The organism is Nonomuraea solani (assembly GCF_900108335.1).
GTDB lineage: Bacteria > Actinomycetota > Actinomycetes > Streptosporangiales > Streptosporangiaceae > Nonomuraea > Nonomuraea solani.
In genome coordinates this window covers 879,402-904,610 of sequence record NZ_FNVT01000003.1, presented here as the reverse complement: position 1 = coordinate 904,610, position 25,209 = coordinate 879,402, and the positions used below count along the sequence as shown (strand labels likewise).

The following is a 25,209-nucleotide window of genomic DNA, read 5'->3' as shown; positions in this document are numbered from 1 at the left end:
TTGCGGATCGCGATCGTCGGCCCGACCTATCCGTTCAAGGGGGGCGGGGCCCAGCACACCACCGAGCTGGCGCACCGGCTCACCGACCTGGGGCACGACGTGGTGATCGAGTCGTGGCTCGCCCAATATCCGTCGTTCCTCTATCCGGGGCAGCAGACGATCTCCGCGCCCGAGGGCACGCCCTTTCCGCGGACCGTGCGGCGGCTCGACTGGCGGCGGCCTGACGGGTGGGTGGCGGCGGGGCGGCGGTTGCGGTCGGCGGATCTGGTGGTGCTGGCGGTGCTGAGCCCGGTGCAGGTCCCCGCCTATTTGGGGATTTTGTACGGAATCAAGCGAAAAGTCAGGACGATTGCCCTCTGTCACAACGTGCTGCCGCACGAGCGCAAGCCCTACGACCAGCCGCTGATGAAGGCGCTGCTCAAGCGGGTCGACGGCGTGCTGGCCCACTCCGAGCAGCAGGCCGGGCTGGCCAGGGGGCTGACGGGCAAGCCGGTCAGCGTGGCGGGGCTGCCGCCGCACCTGCCCTCGACGACCGCGGAGAAGTCCGCCCAGGTGCACAGGCGGCTGCTGTTCTTCGGCATCGTCAGGCCGTACAAGGGGCTGGACCTGCTGCTCAAGGCGCTGCCCGACGGCGTCGGGCTGACCGTCGCCGGTGAGTTCTGGGGCGGGCTGGACGACACGAAGGCGCTCGTCGCCGAGCTGGGGATCGGTGACCGGGTGGAGCTGCGGCCCGGTTACGTGGCCGCCGAGGACGTGCCGAAACTGTTCGCCGGGGCGGACGCGCTGGTGCTGCCCTACCGGAACGCCACGGCCAGTCAGAACGTCTGGCTCGGTCACGAGCACGGCGTGCCCGTGATCGCCACCCGCGTCGGCGCGCTGGCCGAGCACATCACCGACGGCGTCGACGGCCTGCTGGTCGAGCCGGGCGACGTCGGAGCGCTGCGGCGGGCGATCGAGCGGTTCTACGTCTCCGGCGAGCCCGAGAGGTTGCGGTCGGGGGTCAAGGCGGTCGATCCCGAGCCGTTCTGGTCGGCGTACGCCGGGGCGCTGCTCGGCGCCTGACCGCTCTGGCGGCTCAGCAGGAACGCGATGCCCGCGGCCGCCGCGTCGGCCAGCGTGAACGCCAGCCGTGACACGATCGCCACGGCGAGCGCGGGGGCCGTGCCGATGATCGGGCCGAGCACGAGCACCAGCGCGCCCTCCCTGATCCCGACGCCGGCCGGCACCACGACGGTGAGGATGCCGGTGGCCCAGGCGAACGCGTAGGCCCCGGTCGCGATGACGAAGAGGTCGGCCCGGCCGGCGATCAGCCAGATGTGCACGCCGTACACGAGCCAGCCGAGCGCGGTCCACGCGACCGCGACGACCACCGTGCGGCCGGGCAGCACGCTCTCCAGCGGCTCCTTGCGCGCGACGCGCAGTGCCAGGTTGAGGCCCCAGGTGAGCACCTTGGGGTGCAGGCACACGATGATCACCGGCACGAGCAGCGCGAGGTACCACGCCTCGCGTACGGCGTCGAGCGTGCCCAGGGTGGCCGCGGCGATCGAGATCGCGACGCCGAGGTTGATGACCAGCCCGAGCGAGATCGTCGCGAACGTGCGCCGGGGCGGGCTGCCGTGGTCGCGCCCGAGGTCCATCATCGCCGCGTAAGCCCAGACGGCGCCCGGAATGTATTTGCCGAGCTGCCCCACGAACATGATCCGCCCGGCGATCCGCAGCGGCACCCGCGTGCCCAGCCCCGCCATGATCTCCCGCCAGGCCACCAGCATGAAGAACTGGCCGAGCAGCACCGCGCAGAACGCCCCCAGCACCGCCCACGGCGACATGGCGGCCACGGCGGAGGTGGTCTCGTCCCAGTTCCGATAAAGGCCGTAGCCCAGGAAACCTATCGCGACCAGGGCAAGAACGACGCGCAGCAGGCGGCGGAGCATTGGCTCAGGCTACGCGCGGTTCACCTGGTAAAGCCAGACGACGCCCGCGACGAGAATCAGCGCGGCGAGCACGGCCAAGACGATCTTGATGATGCTGTACGGCCGATCGCCCTGGACCTCACCGTTCATCCCGTTGATCAGCACCTGGTACGTCTTGCCGGCGAACAGGTAGTTGCCCGTCCACACCGGCAGCAACACCAGCTTGAACATGACGTCGGAGTAGGAGGTGTTCACCGAGTGCACCCGCTGCACGTCACCGCCGATGTCCCGGCGGCAGTCGCCCTGGATGACCCCGGCCATGACGACCTTGGCGTGCTCCAGGCCGGTCTGGGGCTCGGTGTCGTAGCGCAGGCTGTGGTGCCCGGCCACGTAGCTCGGGTGAAAAGGGACGGCGCGCTCCAGCGGCCAGGGCTTCAGCTTGTCCAGCCGCTCCCTGGGCACCTGGGCCGTGGCGGCGACCAGGACGTCGTCGAAGTGGCGCGTCACCCGGCCGGCGGCCGGGTGCCAGCGGGTCTTGCGCACCCGTCGGGTCCTCCGCCGGCCGTTCGAGGTGTAGCTCTCGGTCACCCAGTAGTGCACGCCGCGCCGGCCGACGTAGTCGGAGACGGTGCCCGCGTCGAACGTCCAGTGCGGCAGGTACGTGCTCTTCATCGACTCCGCCTCGCTGACCTTCTTGAGGCGGTTCGGGGCGAACCAGCGGCTCTTCACCCAGGCGCGCAGCGCGGTCCTGGCGCCGTTCCTGTCCAGCGCGAACGGGAGCACGGCCTCGGGGGCGATCTGGGCGTCGGCGGCGGTGTCGGCGATCAGGACGGTGCCGCAGAACTGGCAGATCTTGGAGATCGCGTCGCTCTCCGTGCGGGCGGCGCAGCCCGGGCAGGCGAACCGGTGCGGCGCCAGGGTCCGCACGCGCGGCTTGGCCAGGAAGGCGTCGTAGGAGAACTCGCGTACGTGCCCGGCGGCCGGGGCGATCTGCTGCTCCAGGCCGCAGTAGGGGCAGCGCAGGACCGAGGTGCCGGGGGCGAACGCCACGCCCGCGCCGCAGCCCGCGCAGGGGCGAGTGGTCATTCGGGGACTCCTGCGGGTCAGACGGGTGGGAGCGGGGGCGGGCCGGTGTTCAGCAGGGCGGCCAGTTCGGGTACGTCGCCGGCGGGCACCCACTGCGGCATCCCGGTCCTCCAGACGAGCACGTCGGGGGTGAGACCGGCGGCGGGCAGGTCGGCCGCCTCGAACGGGCCGAGCCGCTCGCCGTCCACCCCGAGAAACCACTGGGCGGGCCGGGGAAGCGGCGGCGGGCCCGCCGGTGGTGTGAGCGCGTCCGCCATCTGCCGGCCCGCCGCGATGCCCACACCCAGGCCCACACCCAGGCCCATGCCGTCGGCGGCGCCGCCCGCGTTCTCCAGCGCCTCGGCCGCCTGGAAGCGCGTGTAGTCCCCGAGGTCGCCCACGATCCCCATCTTCGACCGCTTGTCCAGCGCGCGCTCCACCTCGGGCGGCAGCGAGATGTTCTCGATCGTGAAGGCCGGGATCGCCAGGCCCACCCCGGCCAGGTCGGCGGTCAGCGCCTCGGCCAGCCGCCGCCCCATCTCGTGCTGGTCGGCCGCCAGGTCGAGGACCGGCAGGCCGGTGGTGGCGAGGGCGTGGGCGAGCCGGCCCACGACCATCTGGCGCAGGTAGCCCTCCACCTCCTCGGTACGGAATTGGCCGTCGGTCCCCGCCAGCTCCCGCAGCAGGGCCGGGGCGTCGGTCACCCTGGCGGCGTACGCGCCGAACGCCCGCAGCCGCACCGGCCCGAACTCGGGGTCGCGCACCATGATCGGGTTCTGCGTGCCCCACTTGAAGTCGGCGTACTGGCGGGTGCCGACGAAGTACACCTCGGCCTTGAACGGCGAGTGGAACCCGTGCTTCCAGCCCTTCAAGGTCGACAGGATCGGCAGGTTCCTGGTCTCCAGCGTGTACGTCCCCGGCCCGAACGCGTCGGCGATCCGGCCCTCGTTGACGAAGACGGCGACCTGCGACTCGCGGACGACGAGCCGGGCACCCATCTTGATCTCGTTCTCGTAGCGGGGGAAGCGCCAGACGAGGGTGTCGCGGCTGTCGTCCAGCCATTCGACGATATCGACGAACTCACCGCGAATCTTGTCGAATAGCGCCACTTCGTCCCCATCCGTCCGTGTCGTGCCAGGTCGGCCACCGTACCAAAGCCGTTTGACGCCGGTTTGGCGCAGAGGGCGGTGCGGAGGTCGGTACGGTGGGGAACCGTGGGGAAGCAACGGGTCGCACAGCTCGAATACTCAGAGTTCCAGTCCGCCATGCTCGACGAGGAGAAGCGCAGGCGGAAGGCGGCGAAGATCATCGCGGTGCTGGAACACTTCCAGGGACCGCTCGCCGGGCTGACCGTGGGCGACGTGGGCTGCTCCGCCGGGTTCATCGCCGACGAGCTGGCCAAGGCCGGGGCCGGGCACACGCTGGGCATCGACATCGACGTCCCCGGGCTGCGCAAGGCCGCCGACCGGTTCGGCGAGCGGGTGGCGTTCGTGTGCGGCGACGGCACGGCGCTGCCGTTCCCCGACGGCTCGATCGACGTGCTGGTCTTCAACCACATCTACGAGCACGTGGTCGACCCCGACTCCGTGGTGGCCGAGATGCACCGGGTGCTGTCCGACGACGGGGTGCTCTACCTCGGGCTCGGCAACCGGCTGGGCGTGATGGAGCCGCACTACAAGCTGCCGTTCCTGTCCTACCTGCCGCCCGCGCTGGCCGACCGCTACGTGCGGGCGACCGGGCGGGCCGACCACTACTACGAGCGTTTCAGGACGCGGCGCGGGCTGCGCAAGATGCTGCGCGCCTTCCACGTATGGGACTACACCTTCCCCGTGCTGGCCACGCCCACCCGGTTCGCGGGCGGCGAGCTGTTCCCCGGGCTGCCGGGCAGGGTGGTCAAGGCCGTGCTGTCGCGGACCCCGCGCGAGGTGCTCAGGTTGCTGCTGCCGGTGGTGCCGACATACCTGTGGGTGGCCACCAAGACCCCGCGGCCACCGGCCGGGGCGGCGCTGCCGCAGCCGCCCGAGCGGGTCCGCCCGCTGTGAGCCAGGACGTCGTGGGGGAGCCGGCCGCCATTCCGCGGCGTTCGTGGCCGCGCCGGCTCCTGCGGTTCGGGTTCCTCGCCGTGGCCCTCGGGTTCGGCGCGTACGCGGTGGCCGGGCAGTGGGACGCGGTGGTGGCCGGGTTCGCCCGGCTGTCGTGGCCCGCGCTGACCGGGTCGCTGGTCGCCGTGGTCGCGGCGCTGCTGGGGGCCATGCTCACCTGGCGCACCCTGCTGGCCGACCTCGGCTCACCGCTGCCGGCGCGGCCCGCGGCCAAGGTGTTCTTCGTGGGCCAGCTCGGCAAATACATCCCCGGCACCGTCTGGCCCATGCTCGCCCAGATGGAGATGGGCCGCGAGCTCGGCGTGCCCCGCACGCGCAGCGCGGCGGCGTTCTTCCTGATGATGCCCATCCAGCTGGCCACCGGCCTGCTGGTCACGCTGGTCACGCTCGGCTGGGACCGCTACGGCTGGCTGCTGCTGTTCCTGCCGCTGCTGGTGGTGCTGCTCGAACCGAAGGTCGTCAACGGCGTCATCGGCTTCGCCCTGCGCAAGCTCAAGCGTGAGCCGCTCGAACGCCCGCTGACCCGGCGCGGCATGCTCACCGCGCTCGGCTGGGCGCTGGCCGGCTGGGTCTCCTACGGCGTGCACCTCTATCTGATCGCGCCGCAGGGCGGACTCCTCTTCGCGGTCGGCGCGTTCGCGATGTCGTGGTGCCTGGGCATCCTGACCTTCGTCGTGCCGGCGGGCGCGGGAGTGCGTGAAGTGGCCATGGTTGCGGTGCTGGCGCCGCAACTGGATCAGGGCGCTGCAATTGCAGTGGCCCTTTCATCCCGCATTGTCATCATCGTGGGGGATCTGATCTGCGCAGGCTTGGCGGGAATTGCGGCGCGTCGCGACTCGGTGTGATTTGGCCCACGATTTAGGGGAGGCTGGTCATAAGCTGAACTTTAGAGGGGGACGCCCGGTCCCACGTTGATCTTGAGGGGAGAAGATCTTCGTATGCCTCGTGTGCTCGTCGATGCGGCGGCGGTCCCCGCGGACCGCGGAGCATTGATCCGATACGTGGACGGACTGGTGGCCGCGCTCCATCAGGCCGGTGCGGACCTCGCCGTGGTCTGCCAGCGATCGGAAGCCGAACGATACCGGCGCCTCGCGCCGTCCGCCCGGGTCATCCCCGGGCCTGTCGCGATCACCAACAGAGCCGCCCGGCTCGCCTGGGAGCAGACCGGACTGCCGCTGCTCGCCCGGAAGGCCGGGGCCGACGTGATCCACGCGCCCTACTACTCCATCCCGCTCAGCTCGGGCCTGCCGACCGTCGTGACGGTGCACGACGCGACCTGGTTCACCGAGCCCGACCAGCAGTCGCCGCGGGCGTCGTTCTTCCGCTCGGCCACCCGCACCGCGGTGCGCCACGCCCGGCGGGTGATCGTGCCGTCCAAGGCGACCAGGGACGAGCTCGTCCGCGTGCTGTCGGCCGACCCGACCCGCATCGACGTCGCCTACCACGGCGTCGACCTGGCGCAGTTCCATCCGCCGAGCGAGGAGGAGATCCGCAGGACCGCCCTGCGGATCGGCCTGCACGGCCAGCCCTACGTGGCCTTCCTGGGCGCGCTCGACCCTCGTAAGAACGTTCCCAACCTCATCCGTGGCTTCGCCGCCGCCGTGAAGCGGCTGGACAAGCCGCCCGCGCTGGTGCTGGGAGGTGGCGTGCACGAGGACGACGTGGACGCGGCCTGCCGAGAGGTGGAAGCCACCGTCAAGGTCGTGCGGCCCGGCTACCTGCGCGCGCCCGACCTGCCCGGGTTCCTGGGCGGGGCGCTCGTGGTGGCCTTCCCGTCGCGCGGCGAGGGGTTCGGGCTGCCGGTGCTGGAGGCCATGGCCTGCGGCGCCCCGGTGCTGACCACGCACCGCAGCTCGCTGCCCGAAGTGGGTGGTGACGCGGTCGCCTACACTGAGCCGGACGCCGACAGCATCGCCATGGCACTCGGGCAACTGCTCGCCTCTTCCGATCGAAGAGGGCAGTTGCAGGAGGCGGGGCTGGCAAGAGCCCGCGAGTTCACCTGGGACGCCTCCGCGGAGGCGCACCTCAGCTCCTATCAACGCGCAATCGAATAGTTCGGTAACCTCACGGAGTGATGGAGAGCTCTTTGCCAGACCTCGAGGCGATCCTCCTGGTCGGGGGGCAGGGCACGCGCCTGCGTCCGCTGACACTGGGCACGCCCAAGCCGCTGCTGCCGACCGCCGGAGTGCCGTTCCTGGCCCACCAGCTGGCCCGCGCACGATCTTTCGGTGTGCGCCGCATCGTGTTCGCGACCTCGTACAAGGCGGCGATGTTCGAGCCCGCCTTCGGTGACGGGACGGCGTTCGGGCTCTCGCTCGAATACATGACGGAAGAGACCCCGCTCGGCACCGGCGGCGCGATCCGCAACGCCGGCGAGGCGCTCACCGCCGGGCCCGACGACCCCGTTCTGATCTTGAACGGCGACATCCTCTCCGGCCACGACATCGGCGAGCAAGTGCGTCTTCATCGAGCGCGGCAGGCCGCTGTAACGCTCCATTTGACAGAAGTGGACGATCCCTCCCGGTTCGGCTGCGTGCCGACCGACGAGGCGGGGCGCGTGACCGCGTTCCTGGAGAAGACGCCCAACCCGGTGACCAACCGGATCAACGCCGGGTGCTACGTCTTCACCCGATCGGTGATCGACTCGATCCCGCGCGACGAGGTGGTGTCGGTGGAGCGCGAGACGTTCCCCGGGCTGATCGAGTCGGGCGAGCTCGTGCTGGGTTACGCCGACCGCACCTACTGGCTCGACGTCGGCACCCCCGCCGCGTTCGTACGAGGCTCGCGCGACCTGGTGCTGGGCCGGCTGGCCTCGCCCGCGCTGCCCGGCGCCACCGGCGAATACCTGGCGCTCGACGGCGCCCTGGTCTCGCCCGAGGCCAAGGTGCGTGGTGGCACGGCGGTCGGCGCGCGGGCCGTGGTCGAGGCGGGCGCCTCGGTGGTGGGCTCGGTGCTGAGCGACGACTGCGTGGTCGAGGCGGGCGCCTCCGTGACCGACTCCGTGGTCGGCCGGGGGGCGCGGATCTGCGCGGGCACGGTGGTGCACGACGCGGTGATCGGCGACGGAGCGGTGGTCGGGCCGGGCAACGAGCTGCAGAACGGCGTGCGGATCTGGCCGGGGGTCGAGCTGCCTGAGCGGGCGGTGCGCTACTCCAGCGACGTCTGACACCCGGTTCCAGCGCTGGTCCGGCGCGGGTTCGGCGCCGGTTTCCGTGCTGGTCCGGCGCCGGTTTTTGTGCCGGTTTCGACCAGGGTCTCTGTCCGGGCAGACTGGACACGTGATGGAGCGCAGGTGGGTGCCCGACGGGCCGCTGGACGTCGGGCTGGCGCTGCAGCCGCACAAGCGCGGCGGCGGTGACCCCACCTGGCGGCAGAGCGCCGACGGCGCCGTGTGGCGCACGTCCAGGACGCCCGGCGGGCCGTGCACGCTGCGGGTGAGCGCCGGCGGCGGCCATGTGCACGGGCAGGCGTGGGGGCCCGGCGCCGAGTGGGCGCTGGAGATGTTGCCGGGGCTCGTGGGGGCGGACGACGACGTCACGGGGTTCAGAGCCGAGCACGACGTCCTGGCGGAGGCGTACCGGAGGCATCCGGGGTTGCGGATCGGCCGGACGGGGCGGGTCATGGAGGCCCTGGTCCCCGCCGTGCTGGAGCAGAAGGTCGTCGGGCAGGAGGCGTGGCGGGCCTGGCGGTGGCTGCTGCGGCGGTACGGCGACCCGGCGCCAGGGCCGGCGCCCGAGGGAATGCGGGTGGTGCCCGAGCCCGAGGTGTGGCGGCAGATCCCGAGCTGGCACTGGCACCGCGCGGGCGCCGAGGCCGTCCGCGCCCGGACGATCGCCACCGCCGCCTGGCACGCCGCCAAGCTGGAGGCCGCCGCGTCCACGCGCGAGCTCGACCGGCTGCTGCGCGCGCTGCCCGGCATCGGGGTGTGGACGTCGGCCGAGATCCGCCAGCGCGCGTTCGGTGACCCCGACGCGGTGAGCGTGGGCGACTTCCACCTGGCCAAGCTGGTCGGCTACGCGCTGACCGGGGAGAAGACCGACGACCCGGGGATGTTGCGGCTGCTGGAGCCGTACGCGGGGCATCGGCATCGCGCCACGGTGCTCGTCTGGCTCACCGGTCTGCGCCCGCCCGCGCGGGGACCCCGGATGAGCGTGCGCGACTACCGGGCCTTCTGACGCCACCCTGGGTGCGCGTGGCGAACTCAGCCCGACGTACTGTGCCTCTATGAGTTCTGACTCCGCGCTCCGCCGCGCCCTCGCGCGCGCCAGGGACGGCAAGACCCTTGACGTCACCGAGGCGACCGTCCTGCTCCACGCCCGGGACGGGCACCTCGACACGCTGCTCGATCACGCTTCCCGCGTGCGTGACGCCGGGCTGAAGGCGGCCGGCCGTGAGGGGATCATCACCTACAGCCGCAAGGTGTTCATCCCGTTGACCCGGCTCTGCCGGGATCGCTGTGGTTACTGTACGTTCGCCACCGCGCCGCACAAGCTGCCCGCCCCGTTCCTGAGCCCCGACGAGGTGCTGGAGATCGCCCGGCAGGGTGCGGCGATGGGGTGCAAGGAGGCGCTGTTCACCCTGGGGGACCGGCCGGAGGACCGGTGGCACCAGGCCAGGGAGTGGCTCGACGCGCACGGCTATGACGACACGTTGTCCTATGTGCGGGCCATGGCGATCAGGGTGCTGGAGGAGACCGGGCTGCTGCCGCATCTCAACCCGGGGGTGCTGAGCTGGAAGGACTTCCAGCGGCTCAAGCCGGTCGCGCCGTCGATGGGAATGATGCTGGAGACGACGTCGCGGCGGTTGTTCGAGGAGAAGGGCCAGGCCCACTACGGCTCGCCCGACAAGGACCCGGCCGTGCGGCTGCGCGTGCTGGAGGACGCGGGCCGCACGAACGTGCCGTTCACCACCGGCGTCCTGATCGGCATCGGCGAAACCGTGCAGGATCGGGCCGAGTCGATCTTCGCGATCAGGAAGGTGGCCCGGGAGTACGGCGGTGTCCAGGAGGTCATCGTCCAGAACTTCCGCGCCAAGCCCGACACGGCCATGCGCGGCCTGCCGGACGCCGACCTGCAGGAACTGGCGGCCACGATCGCGGTCTCGCGTCTCGTGCTCGGCCCCCGCGTACGTCTCCAGGCCCCGCCCAACCTGGTGGACGCCGAGTACGAGCTCATGATCCGGGCCGGTATCGACGACTGGGGCGGCGTCTCACCGCTGACCCCCGACCACGTCAACCCCGAACGCCCGTGGCCGCAGATCGACGACCTCGCGGCCCGTACGGAGGAGGCCGGGTTCCGGCTCCGGGAACGTTTGACGATATATCCGGAATATGTGCTGGCCGGGGAGCCCTGGCTCGACCCCCGCCTGGCCGCCCACGTCGCCGCCCTGGCCGACCCGGCCACCGGCCTGGCCCGGGAGGACGCCGTACTCGAAGGGCGTCCCTGGCAGGAGCCCGATGGCGGGTTCGCGTCGTCCGGACGGGTGGATCTGCACGTCGAGGTGGACACCACGGGCCGCACCGGCGACCGCAGGGACGACTTCGACCACGTCTACGGCGACTGGGACGCCCTGCGCGAACGCCTCGGCACGGTGGCCGCCGCCGCCCCGAGCGACGTACGCCTGGCGCTGAAGCGGGCCGCCGCGGACCCGGCCGGGCTGACGGACGACGAGGCCGTCGCCCTGCTCGGCGCCGATGGGGAGGCGCTGGACGAGCTGGCCGCCATCGCCGACGCGCTGCGCGCGGAGGCCGTGGGCGACGAGGTCACCTACGTCGTCAACAGGAACATCAACTTCACCAACGTCTGCTACACCGGCTGCCGGTTCTGCGCGTTCGCCCAGCGCAGGACCGACGCGGACGCGTACACGCTGAGCCTGGACCAGGTCGCCGACCGGGCCGAGGAGGCGTGGGCGGCGGGCGCGACCGAGGTGTGCATGCAGGGCGGCATCCACCCCGACCTGCCCGGCACGGCCTACTTCGACATCGCCAGGGCCGTCAAGGAGCGGACGCCGGGCATGCACGTGCACGCGTTCTCGCCGATGGAGGTCATCAACGGCGCCAGCCGGACGAACCTGTCCGTCCGCGCCTGGCTGGAGGCGGCCAAGGAGGCCGGGGTCGACTCGCTGCCGGGGACGGCGGCGGAGATCCTCGACGACGACGTGCGGTGGGTGCTGACCAAGGGCAAGCTGCCCGCCCAGGAGTGGATCGAGGTCATCACGACGGCCCACAAGGTCGGCATCCCGACGACCTCGACCATGATGTACGGCCACGTCGACAACCACCTGCACTGGGTGAAGCACATCAAGCTCATCAGGCGGCTGCAGGAGGAGACCGGCGGCTTCTCGGAGTTCGTGCTGCTGCCGTTCGTGCACACCAGCGCGCCCATCTACCTGGCCGGGGTCGCGCGCCCGGGGCCCACGGCGCAGGAGAACCGGGCCGTGCACGCGCTGGCCAGGATCCTGCTGCACGGCGCGATCAAGAACATCCAGTGCTCGTGGGTCAAGCTCCAGGACGACCTGTGCCGTCAGGTGCTCCAGGGCGGGGTGAACGACCTGGGTGGCACGCTCATGGAGGAGACCATCAGCAGGATGGCCGGCTCCGAGAACGGGTCGTACAAGACCATCAGCGAACTGCGCGCGATGGTCGAGGTCAGTGGCAGGCCGGTCCGGCAGCGCACCACCGAGTACGGCCTCCCGGGCGAGGAGCGGCTGCGGGCCTCCGAGGCCAGTGACGGCGTCTGCCAGAGCGTCAGGAGGGTCCTGCCGATGGCGTAGTTATAACATGTTCTAACAAGACTTGCGCCCGCCATGGGAGACGCTGGAAGAATCGTCACTCCCTCTGGAGGAAGGTTCACCGTGCGGTTGGGACGGCACCGTGCCGCGCTGCCCCCTGAGCAGCGGCGCAGGAAGGCGTTGCAGCGCGGCATGCTGGCGGGGCTGACGGCCGTGGCCATCGTCGCGGCCGGGCTCGTCGTGCTCTTCGGCGGCGGCGGCGTGCTGTGCACCACACGAGAGCCTGTTCTGGTCAACGTGGCCGCCGCGGTCGATGTGGCCCCGGCGGTCATGGAGGCCGCAGACCGGTTCAACGAGACGAAGACGTCGGCCGGCGGGCGCTGCGTGCTGGTCCAGGTGACCGAGCAGCCGCCGGCGACGGTCTTACGCACGCTGATCGGCGACCGGGCGGGCGTGCTGCGCGAGCGGCCCGACGGCTGGATCGCTGACTCCTCGGCCTGGATCAGGCTGGCCCGCCAGCAGGGCGCGAGCGCGCTGCCCGCCGGGGAGAGCGTGGTGGCCACGTCGCCGCTGGTGTTCGCCACCCGCTCGTCGCTGGCGCAGCGCTTCTCCGTGGGCAAGACCGAGATGAACTGGCGGATGGTCTTCCCCTCGACCGTGCGCGGGCGGCTGACGCCCACCGACGACGAGCCCGACGTCGTACGCGTGCCCGACCCGTCCCTGGCCGGGGCCGGCATCGCGACCGTGGCCGCGGCCCGCGACGTCGTCGGCACCGGGCCCGACGCGGACAAGGCGCTGACCGCGTTCGTCCGGTGGGCGCAGGCCGGGTCGGCGCCCGACTACCGCAGCATGCTGAGCGCCGTGGACGACCGGACGTTCTGGCGGCGTCCCGTCGTCATCGTCCCCGAGCAGTCGGTGTGGAACCACAACCTGCGCCCGTCGGCGGACCCGGTCGTGGCGCTGCATCCGCGCGAGGGCACGATCAACCTCGACTACCCGTACGTCGTCACCGCCACCGACCCGGCGGTCGCCGAGGCGTCCACCGTCTTCGCGAGCTGGCTGAAGGGCGCGCAGGCGCAGGAGATCGTGCGCAAGGCCGGGTTCAGGTCGGGCGACGGCGCCCAGGGCCCGATCTCGCCCGGCCCGCAGATCCCCGCCGAGACGCCCAAGACCAGGGCCTCGGTCTCGCCGCAGGACATCGACGAGGCGCTGCGCGCCTGGAGCAGGCTGGCCCCGCCGACGAACATCCTCGTGCTGGCCGACACCTCCAAGCACATGGCCGAGCCGCTGAACGGCACCAGCAGGGTCGCCGTGGCGCTGGCCGCGGCCAAGATCGGGCTCCAGCTCTTCCCGGTGACCACGCACATGGGCCTGTGGGAGTTTGCCGACAAGGTGGGCGGCATCAAGGGCTTCCGGCAGCACGTCGGCCTCGGCCCGATCGGCGAGCCGGAGACCGGGCAGATCATCCGCAAGAGCCGGCTGGAAGAGCTGACCTCGACGATCGCCGCCCATCCCAAGCTGGACAGCTCGCTCTACGACTCGATCCTCAGCGGGTTCCGCAAGGTGTCGGGCGACTACCGCGAGGAGATGAACAACACGGTCCTGGTGATCACGTCCGGCCGCGACGACGGCAAGGGCACGAACCTGGCGCAGCTCCTGGACCGGCTGCGCCGCGAGTGGAACCCGGATCGGCCCGTCCAGATCGTCATCATCGCGTTCGGCAAGGGCGTCGACCGGGCGGGCCTGTCGCAGATCACGGCCGCCACGAACGGGTCGCTGCACGAGGCCCAGGAGCCGGGCGAGATCATCGACGTCTTCCTGGCCGCCCTGGCTCGCAGGCTCTGCCACCCGACCTGCAAACCGGCGACCTCATGAGGAAGGGGGCGCCGGAGCGCCCCCTTTGTTTTTAGCTGCGTTGCCAGAGTGCCGGCACGTTCGGCGGCTCCCACCCCGCGAGGGCGGTGTGCGCCTGGATGCAGCGGTACGAGGCGCCGTTGTAGGTCACCGTGTTACCGATCGCGTACGCCGTACCGGCCTTCCACGTGCCGGAAGGCTGGGGCGGGTTCACGGTCGGCGTCGGGGTGGGCGTGGGGTTCGGGCCGCCGCCACCGCCACCGATCTGCAGGTCGACGCACGAGTAGAAGGCGTTGGCCGTGTCGGAGATGTTCCAGACGGCCAGCACCTTCTGCCGCCCCGAGAAGCCCGACAGGCTGACCGGGTGCGAGACCGTCGGCGCCGGCTGCTGGTTGTTGCCCGCGACCGACTTCAGCAGCGTGTTGCCGATGTAGTACTCGAAGGTGGAGGTCGCGTGCCTGGCGGTGAACGTCCAGGTGAAGGTCACCGTGCTGCCGACCGAGGCCCGGGGCCACGGCTTGCTCTCGTCGCTGAGCTGGGCGAACTGGCCCAGGTTGGCGTGGCAGCTACGCAGCCCCTTCGGCCCTTCGACGCTCTGCGGCTCGTAGATGATGTTGCCGCAGTCGGGCACCTTGCCCTGGGCGCAGTTCGCCTGCCGGCTCGGGGGCGAATTGACGTAGCCATGGGCGTACGCCGGCGTCGTGTTGAAGACCGTGGTGGCGACCGCTATCACCACCACGGTGATTGACGTGAGCATCCTTCGCATGAGGAGCTCCTTTACATGGGGGGATGACCCGAATGTAAAGGAAACTTTCCTAACGGTAAATCAGCGGGTGAGGATGAAATCATCCGGATCGCGCGGCGCCCGGTCACGAGGCGGCGCGGCGGCGTGCCCGATGGCCACGCAGCCCATCGGATCCCACGACTCGGGCAGGTCGAGCACTTCGCGGACGACCGGGCGGCAGAACATCGTGGACGACACCCACGCCGAGCCGAGCCCTTCGACGGCGAGCTGGATCAGGAAGTTCTCCACCCCGGCGCCGGTCGCCACGACGAACATCTCCCGCTCCGAGGCGTTGCGCCGATCGTCCCTGTAGGTGTGCGAGCCCTCCATGACCAGGCACGGCACGACCAGATAGGGCGCGTCGCGCAGCACGTCGCCCCGCCTGACCCGCTTGGCGATCGACTGCTCGGTGAACGCGTCGCCGCGCAGGTCATCGATCCACGCGTCGCGCATGGCGTCGAGCAGCTTCGTCCTGGTCTCCGGCGACTCCAGCAGCACGAACCGCCACGGCGTCGTGTGGTGCGGCGCGGGCGCCGCGATGCCCGCCGCGACCGCCCGCCGCACCGCCGCGGCATCGACGGGCCGGTCGGAGAACTCCCTGATCGTACGGCGGGCGAACACCACGTCGCGCGACCCGTAGCGGAACAGGTCTTCGTCGGCCGGTCGCACCAGCGGCCTGACCCCTGGCCCGTCGTCCTCGGTGACCAGGTGGGCCAGCCCGCGCACGATCGCCGCCGGCACGCCGTCGAGCTTGCCCTTGACCAGCTCGGCCGCGCTCGCGATCTCGTCGGCCAGCGCCGTGACCGTGGCGCTGAGCTGGTTGCCGTAGGAGTCGGCGGTGCCGCGGAAGTCGTCGAGCGGGCGCACCCCGGCCGCGCCGATGGCCACGTCGGTGAGCCCGTGGCGCCACGGGCGCCCGAACGTGTCGGACACGATCACGCCCACCCGCCCGCCGAGGCCCGCCCTGATGCGCCTGGCCGAGGCGTCGGAGTCTTCCGGCAGGAGCAGCACGGTGCCGGGCTCGGTGTTGGAGGCGTCGACGCCGGCGGCGGCCATGACGAAGCCGTGCCTGGTCTGGGCGATGACGGTGTCGCCGCGCCTGGCGACCACGCGCTCGGTCTCCTCCTCGATGGCCTTGGCGCGGTCGGGCGCGTGCCGGACCCGGCCCTCCGCCTTGCTCACGATCTTGGAGGTGACGACCACGATGTCGCCGTCGAGCAGCGGCCCGGCGGCTCGCAGCAGGGCCGCCACGTCGTCGCCCGGCCGCACCTCGCCGAGGCCGGTCACGGCGATCACTTCGATCCGCTGAGGGGCGGGGGAGGGTCCGGCGGCGGCGTCGGGGGTGGTCATCCGGACAGCTCCTGGGCGAGGTCGAGGGTGGTGCGGGCGATGTCGGCCGCGGCGTCGGCGTCGTGCATGAGGATCGGGCGGGCGAGCACGCGGACGCCGTCGAGGGCGACCCCTTCGTCCTCCTCGGCCACCAGCCAGCCGTCGATGAGGTCTGAGCCGTACAGCTCCAGGACGGCCTGCGCGGTCGTCTCCACCCCGATGGCCGTCAGGCAGGCGTCGGCCATGCCCCTGACGGGCGCGCCGCCGATGATCGGCGAGACGCCGACCACGGTCTTGGGCAGCAGGGCCTCGCGGATGCCCGGGACCTGCAGGATCGTGCCGATGCTCACGACCGGGTTGGACGGCGGCAGGATCACCAGGTCGGCCTGCTCGATCGCCTCCAGCACGCCCGGCGCCGGCTTGGCGGTGTCGGCCCCCACCAGCGCGAACGACCGGGCGGGGACGGAGGCGCGCAGCCGCACCCACCACTCCTGGAAGTGGATCGCGCGCTTGCCCTGCTCGTCCTCGACCACGACGTGGGTCTCACAGCGGTCGTCGGTCATCGGCAGCAGCCGCACGCCCGGTTGCCAGCGGGCGCAGAGCGCCTCGGTGATCTGCGAGAGCGGGTATCCGGCCTCCAGCATCTGCGAGCGGACGATGTGGGTGGCGAAGTCGCGGTCGCCGAGCCCGAACCACTGCGGCTCCACGCCGTACGCGGCCAGCTCTTCCTTGACGACGTGGGACTCCTTGGCCCGGCCCCAGCCCTGTTCCTCGTCGATGCCGTTGCCCAGGGTGTACATCACGGTGTCGAGGTCGGGGCAGACCCGCAGGCCGAAAAGGGTGATGTCGTCACCCGTGTTGCCGATGACGGTGATCGAGGCGTCTGGCGCGGCGGCGCGCAGGCCACGCAGGAAGCGAGCGCCGCCGATGCCGCCGGCGAGTGACACGATGTGCATGTGACCAGTCTTTCACCGGGCTGTGACAACCCCCACTTGGGAGTGGTTTTCCCCTATTTGGTAGGGAGATCTTCCAGGTATGGGGCGTTTTGATATGCAAGAGGTTCCTGGGACTCCCGCCGGGCGAGTCGGCGATGTGGCAAACTCCCTTCGGGCTAAAGGGTCCGATGGGGGTAGTTGTGAGCAAATTTGACGTCACCCGGCTGAGAGAGCCCGGTGCCTGGATCATGCTCGTTACCGGATTGCTGACCGTGGTGCTGTCGATCGGCCGCATATTGATTGACGCGTCCAGCTTGTCCTTCATGGAACGTGCGGCGTCGAACTTCTCAAGCCTGACGAATCCGGTCGTGACGGCATTGCTGCTGGGGTCGGTGCTGCTCGTCACCAAGGTCGGCGAGCCGTCGCCCAAGGCCAAGCCGATCACGTACGGCGCGGTTGCCGGACTGGTGCTGGCGGCGGTGTTCGGTCTGCTGTCGCTCGTGCTCGGCCTGTTCGCCGGGGGCTCCATCCGCGCCACGATCGAGTACGTGCTGCTCGGCGTGCCCGCACTGGCGCTGACCGCCATCGCCCTGGTCTACCTTCTTCCCTCGATCATGCCGGAGCGGCCGGCCGCGCAGGTCTACCACGGACAGTTCGGCCAGCAGCAGGGTGGCGGGTTCTTCGACGGGCCGTCGCAGCAGTACGGCCAGCAGCCCGGCCAGGACGGCGCCTATGGCCAGCCTCCCGCGGGCCCGCAGCCCGGCTACGGCCAGGACCAGCCTTACGGCCAGCCCCCTGCCGGCCCGCAGCCGGGTTACGGCCAGGACCAGCCCGCCGCGCACGGCCAGCAGCCCCCCGCCGGTCCGCAGCCCGGTTACGGTCAGCAGCCTCCTTCCGGGCAGCAGGAGCACCCCGGGGCCTATGGCCAGCAGCCCCCCACCGGCCAGCAGCCCGGCTACGGCCAGCAGCCCCCGTCGGGCCAGCAGTTTCCCGCCGGTCCGCAGCCCGGCTACGGCCAGCAGCCGCCCTCGGGCCAGCAGCCCGGTTATGGTCAGCAGCCGCCCTCAGGCCAGCAGCCCGGCTTCGGGCAGGACCAGCCTGGTTACGGCCACCAGCCCAACTCCGGCTTCGACCAGCAGCCCGGCTCCGGTTTCGACCAGCAGCCCGGCATCGGCCAGGACCAGCCTGGTTACGGTCAGCAACCCGGTTATGGGCAGCAGCCGCCGAGCTTCGGTGGTCAGCCCGAGCCGCAGGTGGCCCCCTACGGGCCGCCGCAGCCGATCAGGGGCGCGCTGCCCGCCGCCCCCTCCGACCAGCAGCAGCCCGACGCGGCCTTCGCGCCGCAGGGCTTCGGCCAGGACTCCGGCTTCGCGCCGTCGCCCTACACCCCCGCCGACACGGCGCCCTCGGTGCCTTCGGTCCCGGACTACTCCACTCCGCCCGCCGGCGAGTACACCCCCGCCCCGTACGTCCCGGCGGACAGCCAGCCGCACCTGTACAACACGCCGGCCCCCAACCCGTACGCGCCGCCCCCCGCGAACGACCAGCCCAACCCGTACGCGCCGCAGGCGGAGCAGCCCAGCCCGTACGCGCCCCCGGCCGACACCTCGCCCAACGCCTTCGCGGCCCCGGTGTACGAGCAGCAGGCGTACCCGACGGGGGAAACCGCCCCGAGCGTCCCGTACCCGCAGGCCGACCAGCCCCCCTACGGTCAGCAGCAGCCGCCGTTCTTCGGCCAGAACGCGTTCGACCAGCAACAGGGCGGCCAGCAGCAGGGCGGTCAGCAGCAGGGCGGGCAGCCGTTCACGGGCTACTCGGGTCACGAATACGCGACCCCGGCCGCGTACCAGGAGCCGGACCCGCCCGTGGACCCGCGCTCGCAGCAGCTCATGGACGCCTACCAGCAGGCGGAGACCTACCAGCACTCCAATGGCGGCCAGCAGCCGGACCTGCGGGTGCCCGACTACACCAGCCAGCCCGGCAGGCAGTTCGACGACCCGTTCGGCCACCCGCAGCAGGGCGGCGGGTACGAGCCCCAGCAGGGCCAGTACCAGCCCACCCACGGGACCGCCGCGCCGAGCTGGCAGGACGCGCAGGAGTCGACGATGCGGCTCGACCCCACGGCTTTCCAGGGCGGACAGGGCTTCGGCGGCGACCAGCGGCGTCCCGGCGACGACCCGATCGACCCAACAGCCATATACACCCCCAATGAGCCACGCAGGTAACGGACCGGCAATGAACGGCTAGAGAGAAGGTGGGCCACGGGCGGGCGTCTATACCGCCCTGGTACGGTTCCGACCGCTGACAGCGTTGCACAACCCAGGCCGGCGCCCTGTTTACAGGCGTCTGCCCGGTGCGAACATCACATGCCGAGCACACCGGGGCGAGATCTGGTCTTTCCCCGGATACCCGCATGCCGCTTGACGCCACGTGCGGCACACGCGTGTAATTACAACCATGTTGTTACGCCTTCCAGTGGGTGGGTACGAAGGAAGGCGTCCATGGGGGGCTCCATTGCGGGCGGGCGGCAGGGAGGTGTGCAGTGACCGATCCGGTCATCGCACAGGATCAGCTTGACGCTGAAGAACTTGGCTGGCAGGAGCGCGCGTTGTGCGCGCAGACGGATCCGGAAGCGTTCTTCCCGGAGAAGGGCGGCTCCACCCGAGAGGCCAAGAAGGTCTGCCGATCGTGCGAAGTCCGTGCCGAGTGCCTCGAATACGCACTCGAGCACGATGAGCGGTTCGGCATCTGGGGTGGGCTGTCCGAGCGGGAGCGCAGACGGATCAAGCGCCAGGCCGTTTAGGCGATTGAGGTCGATGAGAAGCCCCTCCGGGCCGTCGCCGTGGTCGTGACCACGGGCGGCGCTCTGGCGAGCGGGTTTCTTGCACATAGAGGAGGTGGGAGGGTCACACGGGCACCCGTGTGACCCTTTTCGCCTGTTCGGTGAGGTCACATGCAGCCCTCTTACGCCGACGTCCGTAACGGAACGTACCTTCGACATCTCACACGGTAGTCGTCTGGTTTCCGCGATGAGTTTTCCCGGTCTCACGAGTCCAACTCAGTGAGCAGAAGGAGACCAGAAGTGGGCGGGCAAGTGACTACCGCGATCAACGCCATCAGAACCATCGGAGTCCCGGTCACCGACCAGGATCGTGCCCTCGCGTTCTACGTGGACGTCCTGGGCCTGGACAAGCGGCTCGACGCCCCGGTCGAGCAACTCGGCGGGCGGTGGATCGAGGTGGCGCCGTCGGGGGCCGCGACCTCGATCGCGCTCGTTCCGGCGAAGCCCGGTGTGGCGGCCGGGGTCGAGACGGGGATCCGGCTCAGCGTGGCCGACGCCGCGTCGCTGCACAAGGAGCTGAGCGAGCGCGGGGTCGACGTGGGGGAGTTGCCGCGGTGGGAGGGCGTGCCGCCGATGTTCGCGCTGCGCGACCCCGACGGCAACGGTCTTGAGATCGTCGAATAGGAGCGTGACGACCATGGGTCAGGTGCTGGACAAGGAATTCACCGCCACGCTGGTGCGGAGTCCGAACAAGGGCGGATGGACATATGTCGTGATGCCGGGGTCCGCCGAGTTCTTCGGTACGCGGGGGCTGGTGAAGGTGCGGGGGACGATCGATGGGCGGCCGTTCCAGAGCTCCTTCATGGCCCTGGGGGACGGCACGCACAAGCTGCCCGTGAAGGGCGACGTACGCGAGCTGATCGGAAAGGGACCCGGGGACAGCGTCACGGTTCACCTGAGCGAACGGATCTAGAACGCGGTGGCGAGCCAGCCGGTGATCGAGTGGTGCCGGGGACGCCAGCCGAGGAGGTCGCGGGCGCGGGTGCCGCTTACGCGGCTGTTGGAGCCCAGGGCGTGCCTGGCGAACTGCGGGTCCCAGACGTTGTCAGGGGCGTCCGGGTCCCACGGCCGCGGGGCGGGGAGACCGAGGGCGCGGGCGATGGCCCCGGCCATGGCGCCGAAGGACTCCTCGCCCGCCTCCGCGAAGGCGAACGTGCCGGGAGGGGCCTGCTCCAGGGCGAGCAGGTAGAGGTCGGCCAGGTCGTCGGCGTGGACGTTCGACCACAGGTTGGTGCCGGGCCCGACGTGGCGGGCGCCGCCGGAGCGGGCCTGTCTGACCAGCGCGGCGATCAGTACGCTGTCGCGGGCCAGAGCGTGGCCCCTCCCGTACACCAGGCTGTTGCAGAGCACCACGGAGCGGACGTCCCGGGCGGACAGGACCAGACGGTCGATGGCCACCCGGGCCTGGCGGATGGGATGGTCGGGCGTCCAGCCCGAGTCGAGGACGTCCTCGGTGAAGACGTCCTCCGACCGTTCGCCGGTGGTGCCGGTGGCCACGATGCCGGTGCCGCTGGTGTGGATCAGGGCCTTGCCGGTGCCGGCGAGGGCGGCGATCAGGGTCTCGACGGCGCCGCGGTGGTCGCTGTCGGCGGCGTTGACGACGGCGTCGGCGCGGGTGGCCTGGTCAGTGAGCAGATCGGTGTCGTCCAGGGTGCCGGAAACGGGGTGGACGCCCAGGTCGGCGAGGGGCCGGGCCTTGGCGGGGTCGCGGACGAGGCCCGTGACGGTGTGGCCGGCCTGGATCAGGCGCAGGGCGACGGTGCCGCCGATGAGGCCGGTCGCCCCGGTGACGAAGACGCGCATGGGAATGTCCTGTTCGCTGGATGGAGGACCATCCTCGGGACGGACTGCGCGGGCGGCAAAGTTATTTGCCGGAACGGCAAACGGTCAGCGGCGGTCGTCGTAGCCGGGGTCGACCGTTTCCGGAGTCAGGCCGAGCAGATTGGCGACCTGTTCCACCACCGTGTCGTGGACCATGGCGCCGAGGGTGTCGCGGTCGCGGGCCCTGGCCTCCAGTGGCCGCCGGTAGACGACCACCGACGCCGGCGACCCGCCGCTGGCGGCGTCGGCGCGGCCGAAGGGGATCGGGTCGGTGCCCAGTTGCGGACCGTCACCGAGCTCGCTCAGCGGCGGCACCTCCTCCACCGCGAACTCCACCGCCGACAACTGCTTCTCCCACCGCGGCCTGAGCCGGTCGACCGCGTCGAGGACCAGGTCGTCGAAGCGTTCGCTGCGGGCCTTGGCCATGGGGACGTGGGAGGGGGCGAGCGGGCCACGGAGACCGCGACCGTGGCGATCGCGCCGTCGGGGACCGCGCTTGGGATTCACGTCAGCAAGTGTACGGGGGCGCCCCCGCCGCCCGGCTCCACGAACCGCGGGCATGCGAGGCCGGCGGAACTGTCCGGAAAGTCAGGGGGTTGAGCGCGTGGTGAGGCGGGAAGTCGGAGGAAGGGCGGAGGGCTTGGGAACCCAGGGACGGGGCCTACCGGGGCATGTGGGTGGAAAGGCTGCGACAGGTGTCCGAATTGTGGCGACACGCTCGTTAAGAGTGCCCAGATAGTGGCGCCTCGCACTCTTACCAGATACGGTCCCTCCGTGAGCCCCGTCCGCCGCTGTTCCCGCACCGCTTGCAGTCAGCCTGCCGTCTTCACGCTCACGTACGTATACGCCGACTCGACCGCTGTTCTCGGCCCTCTGGCGACGTACGCGGAGCCACACTGTTATGACCTGTGCGCCGAACACGCCGAGCGACTGACCGCCCCCCGCGGCTGGGAGGTGGTGCGGCTGCCGTCGGACGGTGCCTCGCCCAGTTCTGACGATCTCGAAGCGCTGGCCAACGCGGTCAGGGAGGCCGCCCGGCCGACGCCCTCGGGCAGCGGTGAACCGGTCGGTCAAGGCGTCGAGGTCGGCCGCCGGGGGCACCTGCGCGTTCTGAGGTCGGCCCAGCAGCATCGTGACCGGTAGGCTCGTTTTCAACGGAGGAAACGACCTAAGGGCGGAGCTGGAGAGTGGGCGACCTCGCCAAGATCTTCAAAGCGTACGACGTTCGCGGGGTGGTTCCCGACGAGCTCGACGAGCCGACCGCCGAGGCCGTTGGGGCGGCCTTCGTCGAGATCACCGGAGCCGAGTCGGTCGTGGTCGCACACGACATGCGGGCGTCGTCGGCGCCGCTTTCCGACGCGTTCGTCCGTGGTGCCCGTTCGCGCGGCGCTGACGTCGTACACGCCGGATTGGGCTCCACCGATCTGCTCTACTACGCCAGCGGCAGCCTCGGGCTGCCGGGCGTGATGTTCACCGCCAGCCACAACCCGGCCCGCTACAACGGCATGAAGATGTGCCGGTCGGGTGCCGTGCCGATCGGCGGTGACACCGGGCTCACGGAGATCCGCGACCGGGCCGCCGAGCTGGTCGGCGAGCCGGTCACGCCGGGCGGCTCGGTGGTCGAGAAGGACCTGTTGAAGGGCTACGCCGACCACCTGCGCACGCTGGTCGACCTGCGGGGCATCCGGCCGCTCAAGGTGGTCGTCGACGCGGGCAACGGGATGGGCGGGCACACCGTGCCGGCCGTGTTCGAGGGGCTGCCGATCGAGCTGGTCCCGCTCTACTTCGAGCTGGACGGCGAGTTCCCCAACCACGAGGCCAACCCGCTGGAGCCGGGCAACCTCGTCGACCTGCAGCGGGCCGTCGTCGAGAGCGGCGCCGACCTCGGGCTGGCCTTCGACGGCGACGCCGACCGGTGCTGGGTGATCGACGAGCGCGGGCGGTCCGTCTCGCCGTCGGTGATCACGGCCCTGGTCGCGGTCCGCGAGCTGGCCAAGGACCCGGGCGCCACGGTCATCCACAACCTGATCACCTCGCACGGCGTGCCCGAGATCGTGCGCGAGCACGGCGGCGTGCCCGTGCGGACGCGGGTGGGGCACTCGTTCATCAAGGCCGAGATGGCGCGGACGGGCGCCGTGTTCGGCGGTGAGCACTCGGCTCACTACTACTTCAGGGATTTCTGGTTCGCCGACTCCGGGATGCTGGCCGCCCTGCACGTGCTGGCCGCCCTGGGGGAGCAGGAGCGGTCGCTGTCGGAGGTGGCCGGCGTCTACTCGCGCTACCACGCCTCCGGCGAGATCAACAGCGCGGTGTCCGACCAGGGCGAGGCGCTGCGCCGTGTGCGGGAGGAGTTCGCGGGCAGGGGCGAGTTCGACGAGCTCGACGGGCTGACCGTGACCGGGCCCGGCTGGTGGTTCAACCTGCGGGCCTCCAACACCGAGCCGCTGCTCAGGCTGAACGCCGAGGCGGCCGACGAGAGCAAGATGACGGCGATCAGGGACGAGGTCCTCGCCATTGTGGGAAAGGTGTCAGAGTGAAGATCGACGACTGGCTGCTTGAGATCCTGGCCTGCCCGGCGTGCAAGGCTCCCCTGCAGGCCGAGAGCGAGGCCGAGGAGCTGGTCTGCACGGGCTGCGGCCTGATCTACCCGGTCCGGGATGACATCCCCGTCCTGCTCGTCGACGAGGCCAGGAAGCCGTGACCTGGGAGCCGGAGCGGCTCGACGACCAGCGTCACCTCAGCGAGGGCGACCCCGGTGGCATGCTGCCCGCGGTCGCCGCCTCCGCGGCTCACGTGCGCACCGGCTACCGCGCCGCCATCGAGGCCCGCGTGGACCGCCTGGCCGCGCAGGGCCGCCCGCGGGCCATCGTGGTGGCGGGCATGGGCGCCTCCGGCATCGCCGGCGACATCCTGGCGGCGGTGGCCGGCAACGGCGCGCCGCTGCCCATCGTGACCGTGCGCTCCTACCAGCTCCCCGGCTGGGTCGGCGCCACTGACCTGGTCATCGCCGTCTCCGGCGCGGGCGACACCGAGGAGACCCTGGCCGTCGCCACCCAGGCGGTGCGGCGCGGCTGCACGCTGCTCGGCGTCGGCGCCCCCGGCTCGCCGCTGGAGGCCATCGCCACCCAGGCGTCGGCGGTCTACGTGCCGGTGCCGGTCACCGGCGCGTCCAGGGCCGACCTCTGGCTGCTGACCGTGCCGCTGATCGTGGCGGCCGCCGCGCTGCGGCTGGTGCCGGCCGACGCGGACCTGTTCGAGCGGGTGGCCAAGTCGCTGGAGGACATGGCGAACCGGTGCCGGCCGTCCAGCGAGTCGTTCATCAATCCGGGCAAGGCGCTGGCGGCCGATCTGGCCGAGACCGTGCCGATGATCTGGGGGTCGTCGCCGTCGGCGGCCGTGGCGGCGTACCGGCTGGCCTGTCAGCTCCACACGAACGCGAAATATCCCGCGATGTGGGGAGAGCTGCCCGAGGTCGGCCACCACCAGATGGAGGCGTTCGACGGGCCGATGGCCGAGCGCGACATCTTCGCCGACACCAGCGGGCGCACGCTGCGGCTCGTGGTCCTGCGCGACGTCGAGGAGCACCCCCAGGTGACGCGGCGGCGCGAGGCGTCGCTACGGCTGGCGCGCGAACGCGACGTTCCGGTCACCGAGCTGCTGGCCGAAGGCACACATCCGCTGGAGCGCATGGCCGGCCTCATCGGGCTCGGCGACTATGCCAGCACCTATCTCGCACTGGGATACGCCATCGATCCCACCCCTGTGTCGGCGATCACTGAGGTAAAGGCCAGAATTTCCCAATAGGATCGCTTTTTGGCGTATGTACTAGATCTTTAAG

24 protein-coding genes are annotated in these 25,209 nt (G+C 71.1%); 16 read left to right on the top strand and 8 right to left on the bottom strand.

Annotated elements, in window-relative coordinates; genetic code table 11:
* On the top strand, positions 1-1,062 hold the full coding sequence (locus C4V41_RS15195) for a glycosyltransferase family 4 protein (RefSeq protein WP_103956448.1): 1,062 nt from the start codon (positions 1-3) through the stop codon (positions 1,060-1,062).
* Here the strand turns inward: C4V41_RS15195 and C4V41_RS15190 are convergent.
* The 3 genes from C4V41_RS15190 to C4V41_RS15180 are packed head-to-tail and all read right to left on the bottom strand — an operon-like array spanning position 963 to position 4,084.
* Positions 963-1,931 (bottom strand): lysylphosphatidylglycerol synthase transmembrane domain-containing protein, encoded by a 969-nt coding sequence (locus C4V41_RS15190; RefSeq protein WP_103956447.1) that lies wholly within the window; start codon positions 1,929-1,931, stop codon positions 963-965. The genes C4V41_RS15195 and C4V41_RS15190 overlap by 100 nt on opposite strands.
* A 9-nt stretch (positions 1,932-1,940) precedes the next feature.
* A complete protein-coding gene (locus tag C4V41_RS15185) occupies positions 1,941-2,996 on the bottom strand; it encodes a hypothetical protein (RefSeq protein WP_103956446.1) in 1,056 nt (351 codons plus the stop codon).
* 17 nt (positions 2,997-3,013) lie between these two features.
* Positions 3,014-4,084: an SPFH domain-containing protein gene (locus C4V41_RS15180; protein WP_103956445.1), complete on the bottom strand. Its 1,071-nt coding sequence runs from the start codon at positions 4,082-4,084 to the stop codon at positions 3,014-3,016.
* 105 nt (positions 4,085-4,189) lie between these two features.
* Here C4V41_RS15180 and C4V41_RS15175 point away from each other — a divergent pair, with 105 nt between their 5' ends.
* The 7 genes from C4V41_RS15175 (at position 4,190) to C4V41_RS15145 (ending at position 13,681) form a co-directional block, all read left to right on the top strand.
* A complete protein-coding gene (locus C4V41_RS15175) occupies positions 4,190-5,017 on the top strand; it encodes a class I SAM-dependent methyltransferase (RefSeq protein WP_103956444.1) in 828 nt (275 codons plus the stop codon).
* Positions 5,014-5,922 carry a lysylphosphatidylglycerol synthase domain-containing protein gene (locus tag C4V41_RS15170; protein ID WP_235030130.1) on the top strand — a complete coding sequence of 303 codons (909 nt, stop codon included), beginning with the start codon at positions 5,014-5,016 and terminating at the stop codon, positions 5,920-5,922. Before C4V41_RS15175 ends, C4V41_RS15170 begins: the two co-directional genes overlap by 4 nt.
* Before the next feature lie 93 nt (positions 5,923-6,015).
* Positions 6,016-7,131 carry a glycosyltransferase family 4 protein gene (locus C4V41_RS15165; protein ID WP_103956443.1) on the top strand — a complete coding sequence of 372 codons (1,116 nt, stop codon included), beginning with the start codon at positions 6,016-6,018 and terminating at the stop codon, positions 7,129-7,131.
* Between the two features lie 32 nt (positions 7,132-7,163).
* The gene (gene manB, locus C4V41_RS15160) at positions 7,164-8,243 is read left to right on the top strand and encodes a mannose-1-phosphate guanylyltransferase (protein ID WP_235030129.1); all 1,080 of its coding nucleotides are present in this window, start codon (positions 7,164-7,166) and stop codon (positions 8,241-8,243) included.
* A 115-nt stretch (positions 8,244-8,358) separates the two neighbouring features.
* Complete coding sequence (locus C4V41_RS15155; RefSeq protein ID WP_200824007.1) at positions 8,359-9,252, top strand: DNA-3-methyladenine glycosylase family protein; 894 nt, start codon at positions 8,359-8,361, stop codon at positions 9,250-9,252.
* Positions 9,253-9,301: 49 nt separating this feature from the next.
* Complete coding sequence (locus tag C4V41_RS15150) at positions 9,302-11,848, top strand: bifunctional FO biosynthesis protein CofGH (RefSeq protein WP_103956441.1); 2,547 nt, start codon at positions 9,302-9,304, stop codon at positions 11,846-11,848.
* An 81-nt stretch (positions 11,849-11,929) separates the two neighbouring features.
* Positions 11,930-13,681, top strand: coding sequence for a substrate-binding and VWA domain-containing protein (locus C4V41_RS15145; RefSeq protein ID WP_235030128.1), 1,752 nt, complete (start codon positions 11,930-11,932; stop codon positions 13,679-13,681).
* 31 nt (positions 13,682-13,712) lie between these two features.
* Here C4V41_RS15145 and C4V41_RS15140 read toward each other — a convergent pair whose 3' ends face one another.
* Genes C4V41_RS15140 through cofD form a run of 3 tightly spaced genes read right to left on the bottom strand, consistent with a single transcriptional unit; the run spans position 13,713 to position 16,729 of the window.
* Positions 13,713-14,426 carry a lytic polysaccharide monooxygenase gene (locus C4V41_RS15140; protein ID WP_103956439.1) on the bottom strand — a complete coding sequence of 238 codons (714 nt, stop codon included), beginning with the start codon at positions 14,424-14,426 and terminating at the stop codon, positions 13,713-13,715.
* A 60-nt stretch (positions 14,427-14,486) separates the two neighbouring features.
* On the bottom strand, positions 14,487-15,794 hold the full coding sequence (locus C4V41_RS15135; protein ID WP_103956438.1) for a coenzyme F420-0:L-glutamate ligase: 1,308 nt from the start codon (positions 15,792-15,794) through the stop codon (positions 14,487-14,489).
* On the bottom strand, positions 15,791-16,729 hold the full coding sequence (gene cofD / locus C4V41_RS15130) for a 2-phospho-L-lactate transferase (protein WP_103956437.1): 939 nt from the start codon (positions 16,727-16,729) through the stop codon (positions 15,791-15,793). Before cofD ends, C4V41_RS15135 begins: the two co-directional genes overlap by 4 nt.
* Positions 16,730-16,908: 179 nt before the next feature.
* Between cofD and C4V41_RS62935 the strand changes: the two genes are divergently transcribed.
* The 4 genes from C4V41_RS62935 (at position 16,909) to C4V41_RS15110 (ending at position 20,463) form a co-directional block, all read left to right on the top strand.
* Positions 16,909-18,933: a hypothetical protein gene (locus C4V41_RS62935; RefSeq protein WP_200823981.1), complete on the top strand. Its 2,025-nt coding sequence runs from the start codon at positions 16,909-16,911 to the stop codon at positions 18,931-18,933.
* Between the two features lie 317 nt (positions 18,934-19,250).
* The gene (locus C4V41_RS15120; protein ID WP_020546325.1) at positions 19,251-19,511 is read left to right on the top strand and encodes a WhiB family transcriptional regulator; all 261 of its coding nucleotides are present in this window, start codon (positions 19,251-19,253) and stop codon (positions 19,509-19,511) included.
* A 279-nt stretch (positions 19,512-19,790) separates the two neighbouring features.
* Positions 19,791-20,174, top strand: coding sequence for a VOC family protein (locus tag C4V41_RS15115; RefSeq protein ID WP_103956436.1), 384 nt, complete (start codon positions 19,791-19,793; stop codon positions 20,172-20,174).
* Positions 20,175-20,187: 13 nt separating this feature from the next.
* Entirely contained in the window at positions 20,188-20,463 is a 276-nt protein-coding gene (locus C4V41_RS15110; RefSeq protein ID WP_103956435.1) for a DUF1905 domain-containing protein, read from the top strand.
* On the opposite strand, the gene C4V41_RS15105 is transcribed toward C4V41_RS15110, so the two are convergent.
* Positions 20,460-21,353 carry an NAD-dependent epimerase/dehydratase family protein gene (locus tag C4V41_RS15105; RefSeq protein ID WP_103956434.1) on the bottom strand — a complete coding sequence of 298 codons (894 nt, stop codon included), beginning with the start codon at positions 21,351-21,353 and terminating at the stop codon, positions 20,460-20,462. The two genes, C4V41_RS15110 and C4V41_RS15105, sit on opposite strands and share 4 nt — an antisense overlap.
* 84 nt (positions 21,354-21,437) lie before the next feature.
* On the bottom strand, positions 21,438-21,878 hold the full coding sequence (locus C4V41_RS15100) for a metallopeptidase family protein (RefSeq protein WP_235030127.1): 441 nt from the start codon (positions 21,876-21,878) through the stop codon (positions 21,438-21,440).
* 267 nt (positions 21,879-22,145) lie between these two features.
* Here C4V41_RS15100 and C4V41_RS15095 point away from each other — a divergent pair, with 267 nt between their 5' ends.
* The 4 genes from C4V41_RS15095 to C4V41_RS15080 are packed head-to-tail and all read left to right on the top strand — an operon-like array spanning position 22,146 to position 25,175.
* The gene (locus tag C4V41_RS15095) at positions 22,146-22,514 is read left to right on the top strand and encodes a DUF3499 domain-containing protein (RefSeq protein ID WP_103956432.1); all 369 of its coding nucleotides are present in this window, start codon (positions 22,146-22,148) and stop codon (positions 22,512-22,514) included.
* Between the two features lie 44 nt (positions 22,515-22,558).
* Positions 22,559-23,908 carry a phosphomannomutase/phosphoglucomutase gene (locus tag C4V41_RS15090; RefSeq protein ID WP_103956431.1) on the top strand — a complete coding sequence of 450 codons (1,350 nt, stop codon included), beginning with the start codon at positions 22,559-22,561 and terminating at the stop codon, positions 23,906-23,908.
* Entirely contained in the window at positions 23,905-24,072 is a 168-nt protein-coding gene (locus C4V41_RS15085) for a Trm112 family protein (RefSeq protein WP_103956430.1), read from the top strand. Before C4V41_RS15090 ends, C4V41_RS15085 begins: the two co-directional genes overlap by 4 nt.
* Positions 24,069-25,175, top strand: a complete 1,107-nt coding sequence (locus C4V41_RS15080; protein ID WP_103956429.1) for an SIS domain-containing protein — start codon at positions 24,069-24,071, stop codon at positions 25,173-25,175. Before C4V41_RS15085 ends, C4V41_RS15080 begins: the two co-directional genes overlap by 4 nt.
* The last annotated feature ends 34 nt before the right edge of the window (positions 25,176-25,209 follow it).

Excerpts from the sequence above, each read along its gene's own strand:
- C4V41_RS15190 (WP_103956447.1), bottom strand. The coding sequence starts at position 1,931 with ATGCTCCGCCGCCTGCTGCGCGTCGTTCTTGCCCTGGTCGCGATAGGT.
- C4V41_RS15185 (WP_103956446.1), bottom strand. The coding sequence starts at position 2,996 with ATGACCACTCGCCCCTGCGCGGGCTGCGGCGCGGGCGTGGCGTTCGCC.
- C4V41_RS15165 (WP_103956443.1), top strand. The coding sequence starts at position 6,016 with ATGCCTCGTGTGCTCGTCGATGCGGCGGCGGTCCCCGCGGACCGCGGA.
- C4V41_RS15155 (WP_200824007.1), top strand. The coding sequence starts at position 8,359 with ATGGAGCGCAGGTGGGTGCCCGACGGGCCGCTGGACGTCGGGCTGGCG.
- C4V41_RS15150 (WP_103956441.1), top strand. The coding sequence starts at position 9,302 with ATGAGTTCTGACTCCGCGCTCCGCCGCGCCCTCGCGCGCGCCAGGGAC.
- C4V41_RS15140 (WP_103956439.1), bottom strand. The coding sequence starts at position 14,426 with ATGCGAAGGATGCTCACGTCAATCACCGTGGTGGTGATAGCGGTCGCC.
- C4V41_RS15135 (WP_103956438.1), bottom strand. The coding sequence starts at position 15,794 with ATGACCACCCCCGACGCCGCCGCCGGACCCTCCCCCGCCCCTCAGCGG.
- cofD (WP_103956437.1), bottom strand. The coding sequence starts at position 16,729 with ATGCACATCGTGTCACTCGCCGGCGGCATCGGCGGCGCTCGCTTCCTG.
- C4V41_RS15110 (WP_103956435.1), top strand. The coding sequence starts at position 20,188 with ATGGGTCAGGTGCTGGACAAGGAATTCACCGCCACGCTGGTGCGGAGT.
- C4V41_RS15105 (WP_103956434.1), bottom strand. The coding sequence starts at position 21,353 with ATGCGCGTCTTCGTCACCGGGGCGACCGGCCTCATCGGCGGCACCGTC.